Source organism: Actinoplanes sp. DH11 (assembly GCF_020873875.1).
Taxonomy (GTDB): domain Bacteria; phylum Actinomycetota; class Actinomycetes; order Mycobacteriales; family Micromonosporaceae; genus Actinoplanes.
The window spans coordinates 1-12,354 of the sequence record NZ_JAHWGU010000029.1; the positions used below are offsets into that span (position 1 = coordinate 1).

The window sequence follows — 12,354 nt, forward strand, 5'->3', positions numbered from 1 at the left end:
CTACCGAACCCGTCACCGGCGAGAACTCCTCGCCAGAGAAACACGCGCCAACCGCTCATAACCGCAGGTCCGTGGGGTCAACTTTCCCGAACCCGCAGAGGGTCAGATTTCAGAAAGCGCTGACACCTCCGTAACGCGCGGTTCGCGCCAGTTGAGGACGTCGCACTGACTGACGCAATACTAGGCTGGTCTCGTGGACGAGCCGGGCCCGCGATGCGTTGTCGAGTTCGTGCGTAGTGTTGCCGTGCTTGCCCTTGAGGCCAATACGCAGGTGGCGTGGCTTCAGAAGCTGGGCGCCACTCCTTCGGCTGATGAACTCGCGCTGGAGTTCGCCGACGGTCTCCGACTGACGCCAATCTTCATCGAGCGCGGCTGGGTGGAAGCCACAGCGGTGCCAGCTTTGACACAGCTCGACGATCAGCTCAACCGGATGAGCGGGGAGGCCCACGCTCATCTGTGGCGTGCCGATGCCCTTTTCGATCGGGCGGAATGGGATCGCGTCAGGGAGTTGGCAAGGGCGGCGTTGATCCTTCTGGCTTAAGCGACCCCGGATGGCCGGTGAACGTCGCGGCCAGGGCCTTCGCGTCCGGCTAACGGTGTACCGCCGTGGAAAGGCGGCGGCTAGCGGGGTGCGAGAGGCGGCACTGGACCGAACACTGGCCGATCCGGCATTCGTGAAGGGGAACCTCGACGCGATCCTGGCAGGCCAACCGAGCCGCGCCGCAGCGTGGGCTCAAGACGCCATCAGGTGGGCCGACCTGCACATCCGGTCGTTCCTGCGCGACACCATTCGGCATCAGCGACTCGCGCTGTCCAGGCAGGTCGGCTACGTCGAGGTCCGCAAGGAACGCGCCGTTGCGCCGCCAGACCTCCGTGCGTTTCACCGGCGCCGGTCGCGAGGGCCTTCAGCTCCTACCTGGCCGCCCTCGAACTGCTCGTGGCTCGAGCGCGCGGCGGCCGCTAACGAATCAGCCGGCGGACTGTTGCTGCGATCGAGGACACGATGGCCGCGATAGTCAATATGATGGCGGCGGCCGAGCCGGCCCATATCATCACTTGCGCGGCGAAGAGCACTTCCTGGTTGTGCCCGTAGGCCTCCAGATACTGCGCGGCCAGGAGACCAAAGATGGCCAGCACGAAAGCCTCTCCTGCTGCCAACCACAGCTGAGTCGAACCGGCGCTGCGCTTGCTGCCCATCGGGCTCATGCTCATGGATGAATCTTGCCATCCAGGCGCTCGTCCGGTTGACGCGCCCGATAGTTGCCGCCAGCCGACGTGGTTCAGGTTCCCCGGTTCAGGGTGGTGCACAGCTGCCGGTTCGCGGCACGGCGCGGCAGAGGGCGCAGCATCAGGGCAGGGACGGAGTCTCCGGACATGCGGGGACCCGGGCCTCGCCGGGTCGTGATCAGGTCTGTGCGGCACCGTGGTCCCCGGGAGGGGTGACGTCGTCGGCCGGAGCGCTCGGTGACACCGGCATGCTCGGGTCGGGGCCAGGCTGCGGGCCCTCTCGTAGATGGTGCGCTGGGCCGTGCCGTCGAAGGCGGGGCGCACGTAGCGGCCGGTCATGCTGGCGCCGTGGCCGAGTACCCGGCCGATGACCTCTCGGGGACTCGGGCCGACGCGGCGGCGGGGCGAACCCGGCGCGCAGGGAGTGTCCGGCGAGGGTTTCGACGATCTCGGCGGGCTGGCCGGTGTCGCGGGCGGTGTATCAACGGGCGTATCACAGCATCCGGATCCCGACGGTGGCGGCGAGGTGCTTGAGCCGGCGGGCCGCGGTGTGCCCGACCCGGACGGCCACCGTGGCCGCGTTGGGTGTCACCGGCCCGGATTAGAGTGCGATCATGACCGACGCATCCGTGCACCTTGCCGCCCAGCCTCGTCTCGACACGCTCGTGACGGAGTTCCTCTCCGACGCTCAGCGGCTGCGCACCGACTTCGCAGGGACGGCCTGGATCGGTGACATCCCCGACCCGGCATCCGGGATGATGGGACCGAACTACCAGCGGCGCGTTGTCGACTCGCAGTTGTTTCTGCCTGACACCCACTGGTACACCGTCCGCGAGCTCGACGACGCCGAGATCCAGATTGCCGTCGGCCTGCTCCAGGTGCCGGGCACCGCGCAGGGCACACAAGGGCTGATCGGTGCGATCGCGGACCCACGTGCGGATTTCTTCGAACACCCGGAGCACGAAGACCGGGTCGGCATCTGCCTCACGCTGCGGGGCCAGATCTGGTCCAACGTCGGCCTGTCATATCGAATCACCGTACTGTGCCGGCCGGAGGCCTTCATCAACAGCGCACCGGCGTGATGCGAGGGCCGCATTGATCTCGGCACCAGCGTGCGCGACGGCTCGCCGCCTGGCCACCACGAGTGCTCGGCGGCAGACCGACTCGCCATCGAGGTGAGGACGGCGAGCGGAGCCGCGGAACGAGTGAACTGGCCGCAGTTCGACCGGCCAAGCGCGCGGACCACCCTATGGGGCGCGTCAAGCAATCGGCCCCAGCTGCTGGCTTGGCAACGCGACGGCTCCCTCGACGCGCTGAGTGCCACTCACAGCGGCTTGCCCTCGGCTCTGGTGCGATCCCCGGACAAGTGGCCGCGGTCGGCTGCGCTGGGCCCGCGGGGCGGTGTTGATCTGCTAGCGCTGCGAAATCGCGGTTTTGACCCCTTGATCACAGCGATTTCGTAGCGCGAGCAGATCAACATCTCGCCATGGGCGGCGCGTTCGGCGCCATGTGGAGCCGGGACCGGGGGCGAGGGGTTGGACTGCCGCACGGTCACAGTGTCCGAGTACAGCTACCGCTCGTACGGCCCTGACGCCCCCAGTACAAGCCGCAGGTCACCAACCCGATCCAGCAATGTGCCGTCGACACAGCCGGCGGCCCATGGCTCCAAGGCGCTCCCGGTCACCGGGTCCCGATTGGCCATCTCATCCGTCAGGGCATGAGACTCGATCAGTGGTAGATCGATGGACCGGCCTCCAGAAACGGGCCGCATGGCCGACCCCGGCAACGGGCGGGTGCTCACAGTGCTGATGTCCGGCTGACGACCTGGATCCGGGGCTCACCGTCCGCGCTGGGGATGGACCGCTCGGACTTCACATCGAATTCACCGGTTTCTCTTTAGGTTGGGCGGCACGTACACCATCCATGGGGGAGATTGAAATGTCTGCTGTGCGAACGAGGTGGATGGCCCGGCTCGGGCTGATCGCGCTGACCACGGTCGGCGTCGGGGCGTTTGCTGTGCCGGGCGCGCAGGCCGCGTCCGTCGGTACGGTCCGGGTCGTGTGGGACGGCGATGTGCAGGCGGTGCAGTTCAAGGCGACCACTGGCAAGGCCAACAAGGTCGTCGTCAGCAACGCCAAGTACGGCGTCATCGTTGACGACAAGCACCGCATCAAGCCGGGCAAGGGGTGCTCGGCGATCAAGGGCGACTCGACGAAGGTCTACTGCGGGGTCGGGGAGTACACGGAGAAGCTCCGGATCCACACCTACGACCGCAACGACACCATCGTCAACAAGACCCGGCTCAGCCTGGTTGCCTACGCCGGGACGGGCAACGACACGATCACCGGTGGTTCCGGTGGTGATTTCCTGTACGGGCAGTCGGGTCGTGACACCCTGAACGGACGGGGTGGCCCCGACTACCTGGTGGGCAACTCCGGCGACGACACGGTGCGCGGTGACGGCGGCGGTGACCGGCTGTTCGGCGACACCGGCAACGACCGGCTGTACGGCGGTGCCGGCCGGGACGCGCTCATCGGTGACCAGGGCCGCGACAAGCTGTACGGCGGCTCGGGTGACGACATGCTGTCCGGCGAGGACTGGGGCAAGCAGGCGGCCGACCTGCTCAACGGCGGGTCGAACACCACCCGGGCCGGTGACCGGTGCTCCGCCGAGCGCGGCGACACCCGGCGCGGCTGCGAGAGCTGACCCGGGAGTTCCTATCGGCGCCCGCCGTCCGGTGACTCACCGGGGGCGGGCGCCGGCACGATGCCGGGGTCCGGCGCCAGCACGCTGCCGGGGTCTGGCGCCGGCACGCTGCCGGGGTCGGGCGCCAGCACGATGTCGAAGCGGACCCGCGACCAGGCGCGCCCGCCCAGGTCGCGCCCGTCCGGCGGCACCTCGCCGGCGGCCCGCGGGTGAAAGTCCAGGATCAGCGAGTCCCGCACCCCGAAGACGCTGTCGCGGGCGAGCAGTTCGTCGCCGCGGACGAAGATGTGCGTGACAAGGGTCCGCAGCCCCGGCGCCCGCACCAGGAAATGCAGGTGCGAGGCCCGCATCGGGGACCGCCCGGCCGCTTCCAGCAGCTTTCCGACCGGGCCGTCGTGCGGGATCGGGTACGGCGTCGGCGTCACCGCCCAGAACCGGTACCCGCCGTCGTCGTCGCTCACCAGGTGGCCCCGCGCCGCCGTCCGGTCGTCGCCGTACTGCACGTCGTAGAAACCGTCCGCGTCGGCCTCCCACACCTCGATGCGGGCACCGGGGACCGAGTTCCCGGCGGTGTCGGTGACGGTCCCCTCGACCAGGCACGGCTCGCCCGGCGCCCCGGCAGCGATGTCGCCGCCGGCCTCGATCAGCGGTGACCCGTCGACGAAGAACGGCCCGAAGACGGTGGCCTCGGTGGCGTTCGCGTAGGCCTCGTTGTTCACCGTGACGACCTGCATCGACGCCCCGAGCACGTCGCTGAGCAGGACGAACTCCTGCCGCCGGTCGTCGGTGATGTGCCCGGTCGCGGTGAGGAAGTCGATCGCCTGCCGCCATTCCTGTTCGGTCAGGCGCACGTCGCGCACGAAGGCGTGCAGGTGCCGGGTCAGCGACCGCATCACCTCCTTCAGGCGCGGGTCGGCGGCGTCGTCGAAGGACGCCACGACACGGTCGGTCAGCCCCTGCTCGCGGGCCTGCTGTTCACCGTTCATCGCGGGTCCTCCCCCGGCCCGGCGGAATCGCCGATGCGCCCCTTGCCCAGCGGAACCGCCGGGTCGTTCCCTGCCCAGGCCCGGTGGAGCAGGGCGCTCAGATCGGCGGCCGTGACGGGCACCGGGTTGCCCGGCGGCACGACCGGCAGCACCGCGTCGACGACCGCCGGGATGTCGGCCTCCCGCAGACCCAGGTCGCGCAGCGCTCGCGGTGGGCGCGTCACCGCGTACAGCCGGAGAAGCCCGTCCATCGCCGAGGCCGCGCCGAAAGCCTGGGCCAGCCGCTCACCGGCCGCTTTCTCGTTGAAAGCCAGCACGTACGGCAGCAGCACCGCGTGGGTCTGCGCGTGCGGCAGCCCGGCCATGCCGCCGAGGACGTGACAGATCTTGTGGTGCAGCCCGGAACCGGCCGACGCGAACGCGGCCCCGGCCAGATAGGCACCGAGCAGGGTCTGTTCGCGGCCGTCGAGCCCGCCGGGTTCGGCCACGATCCGGGGCAGGCCGTCCCGCAGCGCCCGGATGCCGTCAAGCGCGAGGCCCTGGTTGATCGGGTCGGCGCGCGGCGCCCACATCGCGTCGACGCAGTGCGCCAGCGCGTTGAGCCCGGACGCGACACTCAGCCCGGCCGGCAGCGACAGGGTCAGCGCGGCGTCGTAGACGACCGTGCGGGGCAGCACCCGGGCGTCGACCCCGGTGGTCTTGTGACCGTTCTCGGTCATCCCCCACACCGGGGTGGCCTCCGAACCCGCGTAGGTGGTGGGCACCGCGACGATCGGCAGCCCGGTGCTCAGCGCGACCACCTTGGCCAGCCCGGTCGCCGACCCGCCACCCACGCTGACCAGCACGTCCGCGTCGTGGGTCGCGGCCGCCGCGCGGGCCCGGGCGGCCACCTCGGCCGGTACGTGCTCGGCGACCTCGGTGAACCGGGCGGCACCGGGAAGGGTGACCGGTGCCCGGTCGGAACCGATCAGCAGCGGCCGGGCACCGAGACGGGCCGTCTCGTCGGCGAGCACCGCGGCGGCCCGGCCGGCGGCGAACACCACCCGCTGCGGCAGCGTCTCGTGGGTGAAGCGCAGACTCATACACCCACGCTACGGCCGAGGACGGCCGCCAAGGCATCGCGCAGGCCGCGGTACGGGTCCGCCGGCAGATCCATCGACCGCCAGCCGATGTGCTTGTCCGGCCGGACCAGCAGCGCACCCTGTTCGGAGATCTCCCGGACCCGGGCCCAGTCGTAGTACAGGTCGGTGACCGCGCGACCGGGACCGATCACCACGGCCGTCAGCGGCACCCCGAGTTCGGCGGCGACCTTCTCGGCGGCCGCCACCCACGCCTCCCCCGCGATGCCGGTGAACAGGGTGAACCTGTCGAACGGCGCCAGGTCCAGCGTGGAGACGCGGTGCCGGGCGTCACCGACCCAGACGTGCGGCAGCCGGGAGCCGGGCACCGTGGACGGCTCGAAGTACAGCTCGGGGTCCCGGGCCGGCGCGGGCCGGGCGCTGCCGTCGGGCACCACCGCCGCGGACTCGTAGTGCTGGCCCAGCTCCACGCCGTGCGCGTTGAACTCGTAATGCTTGAGCTCCATCGCCGCCACCAGCGCCTCCCGCTTGGCCGCGCCGGCCGCGGTGTTGGCCTTGCGTTCCTCGATCCGGGCCGCCATCTGCGCCTCGTCGGCGGCGTCGAGCAGCCCCAGCACCTCGAAGAACTGCACGAACTCGCGGCTGGACCGGTTGGCCCGGGTGACGATCTGCTTCGCGACCGGGGCCCGTTCGGTGGTGTACGTGTCCAGCAGCGCCGGCGCCGCCTGACCGCGCAGCACCGCCGCCAGCTTCCACGCCAGGTTGTACGCGTCCTGGATCGAGGTGTTCGACCCGAGACCGTTGCTCGGCGGATGCCGGTGGATCGCGTCGCCGGCACAGAACACCCGCCCGGACTGCAGGCGGGTGGCGTACATCTCGTTGTTGCCCCACAACGACGTCCCGGTGATCTCGACGTCGATGTCGGGGATGCCGAGCAGGCTGCGCACGATCGCGACGGCCGCGGCCTCGTCGACGACCGGCGGCGGCGCGCTGATGTCGTAACCCCAGACGATCAGCCACTCGTTCCACGGCCGCACCATCCGCACCAGGCCGGCGCCGATGCCGCCGACGTTGGAACCGGGCTGGATCACCCAGTAGAGCACCGACGGCCGGTGGCCGACGTACGCCGAGATGTCCGCCTTGAAGGTGATGTTCATCGACCCGGCGATGTCCATCGCACCCTCCATCGGCAGCCCGATGTCGGCGGCCACCTGGGAACGCGCACCGTCGGCGCCGATCAGGTACTTCGCGCGGATCGTGTAGTCCTCGCCGGTGACCCGGTCACGGACCCGCACGTCGACGCCGCCCGCGTCCTGACGGTGCCCGAGGTACTCGGTGGAGAACCGGGCCTGCGTGCCGCGTTCGGCGGCGTTGCGCACCAGGATCGGTTCCAGGTAGTTCTGCGGGATGTCGACGGGCAGGCACGGCGACGCCAGCCGGTAGTCGCCGAACCGGCCCGGATGGGTGCCCCAGGTCAGGATCCGGCCGATCTCCTCGCCGGCGATGGACGTGCAGAACACGGTGTCGCCCATCAGCTCGTGCGGCGTCGCGTCGGCCTGCACCTGCTCCTCGATGCCGGCGTCGCGGAACACCTCCATCGCCCGCTGGTTGGTGATGTGCGCGCGCGGCGTGTTCGCCGTCCACCGGTACTTCGTGATCATGATGTTGGGGATGCCCAGCGTGGACAGCAGCAGCGCCGCGCCCGCCCCGGCCGGACCCGAACCGACGATCAGCACATCGGTGGTCACCTTCGGGTCGTCACTGAAATCCGGCACAGCCGCCTCCACACGCATCGGTCCCGATCACTGCGTGCTCATTGTGACCGGGACCGGCACCGTTTCGGCAAGCCCTGCGTGGGTCTATTCCCCGGCGTCGAAGCTGGCGGCCCGCAGACCGGCCGCGGTCAACGCGTCGACCCGGTCGGCGAGGGCCGCCTCCTCCTCCCGCACGAGGGTCGCGTACTCGACGAGCACCGACGGATCGGTGGTGTCGTCGAGACGCTCGAAGAATCGCTGGGTGCGCCGGACCGCCTCGGCGTAGGCGCCCGCGGTCTCCCGGATACGGATCAGTGTGTCGTCAGCCATGAGCGGCGCATACCCGTCACCGCCCGGCACGACACCCGGTGAGTCGCCGCTCACCCCGCGATCCGGCCGTCAGGCGTCGCCCCAGACGGCCAGTTCGCCACCGGCCATGCACACGATCAGAACGCCGGCGGGCCCGGTCACCGCCCACGACTCCACATCCGGCAGCACCTCGACCAGCAGATGCTGCCCGCCCTCGAAGCACAGCTCCAGCTCGCCGGTGGCGCGCACGCTCGCCGAGCGCACCGCCTCCCCGATCAGCGTGGCCACCGCGTCCGACGGGTTCTCGCCGGGCTCGATGTCGGCCCGCCCGGCCGGCCCGTCCAGGCGGGCATCCGATTCGATCACCACCTGGCAGTCGCCGGTGAAGCCCAGCACGACCGCGTAGCCGAGCCGGACGTACTCCACTGTCTTACCCACCAGCAGGTCAAGCGGCCGCGCTTGCCGGGGCCGCCACCCTGCGGCCACGCCCGAACCCATAACGAACCCCGTTCAACGAGTCGAAACACCTGTTGCGGCAGGACCGTAGTCCGCCCCGCCATAACGGCACCTTAAGAACGGCATCAATCCGGTCTCGGGCGATGACCGAACCGATATGCCGCGTCCGCGATCTCCGTCGCGCACACTGATCGGAGAGCCCCGGCCCCCGGCGAACGGAGACCTCCATGCCCGGTCCGACCCGGCACCGCCGCCTCCTCGTCCTTCCCACGGCCGCCCTGGCGAGCCTGCTCGCCCTGCTGATCTCCCTGGTCACCCCGCCGGCATCGGCGGCGGCAACGCTGACCGTCGCGCAGGCGATAAACGGCCAGGGCGGCACGGGTACGGTCACCGGTTACGTCGTCGGCCAGCCCACCACGGCGACGACCGTGCTGTTCGGCGGCTTCACCGGGGACACCGCGCTGGCGATCGCCGACAGCCGGACCGAAACCAACACCAATGACATGCTGTACGTGCAGGTCAGCAGCCCGTACCGGGCGTCGTTCGGGCTGCTCACCAACCCGGGCCTGGTGGGCCGGGCGATCACCGTGACCGGCACGCTCAGCGCGTACTTCTCGCATGCCGGCCTGAAGTCGCCCACCGCGATGAACGCCGGTCCCACAGGTGGCCCCACCGCCACGCCGGATTCCTATTACGCGGCCGCGACCGGCAAGTCCGGTGCCGCCCTGAAGAACGCCCTGCACACGATCATCTCGACGGGCGTGACGAAGCTGTCGTACGACGCCGTCTGGAACGCCCTCAAGGTGACCGACCAGGATCCGTCGAACGCGGCGAACGTGCGACTGCTCTACTCCGGGATCAGCCGGTCCAAGTCGCTGAACGGCGGGGCGGGCGGCAACTGGAACCGCGAGCACGTCTGGGCGCAGTCGCACGGCGACATCGGCACCAGCGCCGGACCCGGCACCGACCTGCACCACCTGCGCGCCGAGGACGTCACCGTCAACGCCACCCGCGGCAACAAGGACTTCGACAACGGCGGCAGCGCGGTCGCCGGTGCCGCCGGCAACTACACCGACGCCGACTCGTGGGAACCGCGCAGCGCCGTCAAGGACGACGTGGCCCGCATGATCTTCTACATGGCGGTGCGCTACCAGGGCACCGACGGCTTCGCCGACCTCGAGGTCAACGACGCGGTGAACAACGGCTCCCGGCCGTACCTGGGCCGGCTGTCGGTGCTCAAGCAGTGGCACGCCGCCGACCCGCCGGACGCCGCCGAGCGCAACCGCAACCAGGTCATCTACACGTCGTACCAGCGCAACCGCAACCCGTTCATCGACCACCCGGAGTGGGTGCCCGCCGTCTTCGGCTGACCGTTCTCAGTCGAAGACGGTGATGTTCAGCGGGTCGCGCACGGCCACCCGATTCAACGGCACCCACCGAGACGCGTTTCGATCCCGGTCGGAATCACGTAGGCGCAGTAGGTGTAGTACAACTGGCTCGATGCGATCTCGAACGCTGTGGTGGCGGCTCCGACGTGGCGCTCCGTCTTTATGTAGGTATTGCCATCGGCCACCCCGCCTTCGGTGTAGTCAGGAGACAGTCCGTCGTTGTACCTGATGACCGACCACACCCCCGTGACCCCCTGACCGGCGGGATTCCAGACCTTGACCTGCGTGGTCGTGTAGGAGGGGCCGGAAGGGCCACCCTCCCAGTAGATGCACACCCGGGCGATCGTGCCGCCGACATACTCCGAAGGATCGGCGTTCACGTTCCCGCAGCGCTCAGTGGCCGCCGCAGCCGGCGATGCCCCTGCCGCCACACCGGCGAAGGCCAGGACTACAGCGCTCACAACACCCGTCAGCCAGCGGGACATCGCGGACTTGCGTCCGTAAGCCATCGGTCCTCCTCAGGGAATCCGAAACATAAGAATCGACACTAGTCGATTCAGACCGGTCGCCACCGGACCTTGCATGCCAGTTGACGCGGAAAGCCCTCGATCAGATCTCGGCTTCGGCCGTCGTCCGGCGCCTAAGTTCCCGGCTGTGGCGGCCGATCAGACTGAGTCACCTCGGTACAGCTGGACCAGGCTGTCCCCCGAGGAGTCGGGCAGCGTCCGCGAGACTGACGGAGGAATGGATCCCGTGCCGGCCGACCCCACCGCCCCGCCCGCCAAGGGCCTCGCGTTCACCCTCATCGCCAACCTTCGCGTGCAGACCAAGATCCTGTCGATTGTTGCTCTGCTCGCCGTCGTGGCGGCCGGATCCGGCCTGCTGGCGGTGTCATCGATGCGCGAGCTCGCCGCGCAGAACACCCGCCTCGCCGAGTGGCAGAGCGGACCGGTCTACCTGCGTGGGCAGATCCACATCAAGCAGGTGGTCATCCGGCAGATCGTCGGCAACATGGCCGGCGTGCGGTCGCCGAAGGCCAAGGACGAGTGGGTCACGAAGCTGGCCGACAACGACACCGGGATCCAGAAGGTGATCGACCAGTTCGCGGCCACCGAAGGCGCTCGGATGCAGAACTGGCAGCCTTTCCTGACCCACTACGCGGCGTGGGTGAAGGCCCGGGACGAGCAGATCGTCCCGGCCGCGCTCGGCAACCGCGGCGGCACCGATTTCGAGAGGGTTCTGAACGAGGTCAGCGTCCCGCTGATCGCCGTCTTCGTGAAGGACCTGGACGCCCTCGAGGTGGAGCTGACGCAGCACGCGACCCGGCTCGCCGAGGACGCCGCCCGGGACGCCTCGGCCGGCACCCGCACGCTCGTCATCGCCCTCGGGGTTGGCCTGGTCGTCGCGCTGACGCTCGCCTTCGTCGTGGCCCGGGCGATCCGCCGGTCCGTGCAGCAGGTGAAGGCGTCGCTCGACGCGATGGCCGACGGCGACCTCGGTGTCCCCGCGGCCGTGGCCGGCACGGACGAGATCGGCATGATGGCGCAGTCCCTGGGGCGGGCGCAGAAGTCCCTGGGCGCCATGCTCGCCGGCGTCCGGCAGACCGCTCAGGAGGTCGCCGCGGCGGCCGACGGGCTGGCGCGGACGAGTACGCAGATCTCCGGCAGTGCCTCCGAGACCAGCACCCAGGCCGTGGCGGTGTCGGACGCGGCCTCCGACGTGACGCGCAACGTGCACACCGTCTCGGCCGGGTCGGAGGAGATGGGCGCGTCGATCCGCGAGATCGCCGAGAACGCGAACCGGGCCGCCGAGGTCGCCGGTGAAGCGGTCGCCGCGGCGGAGGCCACCAACCAGACCGTCACCAAACTCAGCGAGTCGTCCGCGGAGATCGGCAACGTCATCAAGATGATCACCTCGATTGCCGAGCAGACGAACCTGCTGGCGTTGAACGCCACGATCGAGGCAGCCAGGGCCGGCGACGCCGGCAAGGGCTTCGCCGTCGTGGCCAGCGAGGTCAAGGATCTCGCCCAGGAGACGGCGCGAGCCACCAGCGACATCGGGGCCCGGGTCGCCGCCATCCAGGCCGACACCGCGACCGCCATCGCCGCGATCGCCGGTATCTCCGACGTGATCGGCCGGATCAGCGACTACCAGACCACGATCGCCTCCGCGGTCGAGGAACAGACCGCGACGACCAGTGAGATGAACCGCGGTGTCAGTGAGGCCGCCAGCGGTGTCGGTGACATCGCGGGGAGCATCACCGTTCTGGCCGCGGCGGCGCGACGCACCACGGAAGGCGTCACCGAGTCACAGCGGGCCACCGTGGAGCTGGCCCGGATGTCCGGTGATCTTCAGTCGCTGGTGGCCGGCTTCCGGATCTGACACCGGCAGCCACTGACTTCAGAACCGAGGCGCTGAGGGACGCTCCGCCCACCGAGCGGCGGGCCCG

At 69.9% G+C, this 12,354-nt stretch carries 12 protein-coding genes; 5 read left to right on the top strand and 7 right to left on the bottom strand.

Translation table 11 applies throughout. The features are described from left to right. Nucleotides 1–193: 193 nt before the first annotated feature. Nucleotides 194–541, top strand: a complete 348-nt coding sequence (locus LPA41_RS32420; protein ID WP_229074925.1) for a hypothetical protein — start codon at nt 194–196, stop codon at nt 539–541. 419 nt (nt 542–960) lie between these two features. Here LPA41_RS32420 and LPA41_RS32425 read toward each other — a convergent pair whose 3' ends face one another. Then, the gene (locus tag LPA41_RS32425) at nt 961–1,212 is read right to left on the bottom strand and encodes a hypothetical protein (protein WP_229074926.1); all 252 of its coding nucleotides are present in this window, start codon (nt 1,210–1,212) and stop codon (nt 961–963) included. Between the two features lie 629 nt (nt 1,213–1,841). On the opposite strand from LPA41_RS32425, the gene LPA41_RS32430 reads away from it, so the two are divergent. Beyond that, complete coding sequence (locus tag LPA41_RS32430) at nt 1,842–2,309, top strand: hypothetical protein (protein ID WP_229074927.1); 468 nt, start codon at nt 1,842–1,844, stop codon at nt 2,307–2,309. 856 nt (nt 2,310–3,165) lie between these two features. Further along, nucleotides 3,166–3,933, top strand: a complete 768-nt coding sequence (locus LPA41_RS32435; RefSeq protein ID WP_229074928.1) for a calcium-binding protein — start codon at nt 3,166–3,168, stop codon at nt 3,931–3,933. Nucleotides 3,934–3,944: 11 nt separating this feature from the next. On the opposite strand, the gene LPA41_RS32440 is transcribed toward LPA41_RS32435, so the two are convergent. The 5 genes from LPA41_RS32440 to LPA41_RS32460 all read right to left on the bottom strand — a co-directional run bounded on the left by LPA41_RS32440 (nt 3,945) and on the right by LPA41_RS32460 (nt 8,499). Beyond that, nucleotides 3,945–4,919: an intradiol ring-cleavage dioxygenase gene (locus LPA41_RS32440; protein WP_229074929.1), complete on the bottom strand. Its 975-nt coding sequence runs from the start codon at nt 4,917–4,919 to the stop codon at nt 3,945–3,947. After that, complete coding sequence (locus LPA41_RS32445) at nt 4,916–6,001, bottom strand: maleylacetate reductase (RefSeq protein ID WP_229074930.1); 1,086 nt, start codon at nt 5,999–6,001, stop codon at nt 4,916–4,918. The genes LPA41_RS32440 and LPA41_RS32445 overlap by 4 nt, the downstream gene beginning before the upstream one ends. Beyond that, the gene (locus tag LPA41_RS32450) at nt 5,998–7,773 is read right to left on the bottom strand and encodes an FAD-dependent monooxygenase (RefSeq protein WP_229074931.1); all 1,776 of its coding nucleotides are present in this window, start codon (nt 7,771–7,773) and stop codon (nt 5,998–6,000) included. Before LPA41_RS32450 ends, LPA41_RS32445 begins: the two co-directional genes overlap by 4 nt. An 84-nt stretch (nt 7,774–7,857) precedes the next feature. Beyond that, nucleotides 7,858–8,082 carry a hypothetical protein gene (locus LPA41_RS32455; protein ID WP_229074932.1) on the bottom strand — a complete coding sequence of 75 codons (225 nt, stop codon included), beginning with the start codon at nt 8,080–8,082 and terminating at the stop codon, nt 7,858–7,860. 69 nt (nt 8,083–8,151) lie between these two features. Beyond that, nucleotides 8,152–8,499, bottom strand: coding sequence for a DUF6188 family protein (locus LPA41_RS32460; protein ID WP_229074933.1), 348 nt, complete (start codon nt 8,497–8,499; stop codon nt 8,152–8,154). A gap of 245 nt (nt 8,500–8,744) precedes the next feature. Here LPA41_RS32460 and LPA41_RS32465 point away from each other — a divergent pair, with 245 nt between their 5' ends. Further along, the gene (locus LPA41_RS32465) at nt 8,745–9,887 is read left to right on the top strand and encodes an endonuclease (protein WP_229074934.1); all 1,143 of its coding nucleotides are present in this window, start codon (nt 8,745–8,747) and stop codon (nt 9,885–9,887) included. 53 nt (nt 9,888–9,940) lie between these two features. On the opposite strand, the gene LPA41_RS32470 is transcribed toward LPA41_RS32465, so the two are convergent. Then, the gene (locus tag LPA41_RS32470) at nt 9,941–10,414 is read right to left on the bottom strand and encodes a hypothetical protein (protein ID WP_229074935.1); all 474 of its coding nucleotides are present in this window, start codon (nt 10,412–10,414) and stop codon (nt 9,941–9,943) included. Between the two features lie 235 nt (nt 10,415–10,649). Between LPA41_RS32470 and LPA41_RS32475 the strand changes: the two genes are divergently transcribed. Next, on the top strand, nt 10,650–12,287 hold the full coding sequence (locus tag LPA41_RS32475) for a methyl-accepting chemotaxis protein (protein ID WP_229074936.1): 1,638 nt from the start codon (nt 10,650–10,652) through the stop codon (nt 12,285–12,287). The last annotated feature ends 67 nt before the right edge of the window (nt 12,288–12,354 follow it).

Excerpts from the sequence above, each read along its gene's own strand:
- LPA41_RS32425 (WP_229074926.1), bottom strand. The coding sequence starts at position 1,212 with ATGAGCATGAGCCCGATGGGCAGCAAGCGCAGCGCCGGTTCGACTCAG.
- LPA41_RS32430 (WP_229074927.1), top strand. The coding sequence starts at position 1,842 with ATGACCGACGCATCCGTGCACCTTGCCGCCCAGCCTCGTCTCGACACG.
- LPA41_RS32435 (WP_229074928.1), top strand. The coding sequence starts at position 3,166 with ATGTCTGCTGTGCGAACGAGGTGGATGGCCCGGCTCGGGCTGATCGCG.
- LPA41_RS32440 (WP_229074929.1), bottom strand. The coding sequence starts at position 4,919 with ATGAACGGTGAACAGCAGGCCCGCGAGCAGGGGCTGACCGACCGTGTC.
- LPA41_RS32445 (WP_229074930.1), bottom strand. The coding sequence starts at position 6,001 with ATGAGTCTGCGCTTCACCCACGAGACGCTGCCGCAGCGGGTGGTGTTC.
- LPA41_RS32455 (WP_229074932.1), bottom strand. The coding sequence starts at position 8,082 with ATGGCTGACGACACACTGATCCGTATCCGGGAGACCGCGGGCGCCTAC.
- LPA41_RS32465 (WP_229074934.1), top strand. The coding sequence starts at position 8,745 with ATGCCCGGTCCGACCCGGCACCGCCGCCTCCTCGTCCTTCCCACGGCC.
- LPA41_RS32470 (WP_229074935.1), bottom strand. The coding sequence starts at position 10,414 with ATGGCTTACGGACGCAAGTCCGCGATGTCCCGCTGGCTGACGGGTGTT.
- LPA41_RS32475 (WP_229074936.1), top strand. The coding sequence starts at position 10,650 with ATGGATCCCGTGCCGGCCGACCCCACCGCCCCGCCCGCCAAGGGCCTC.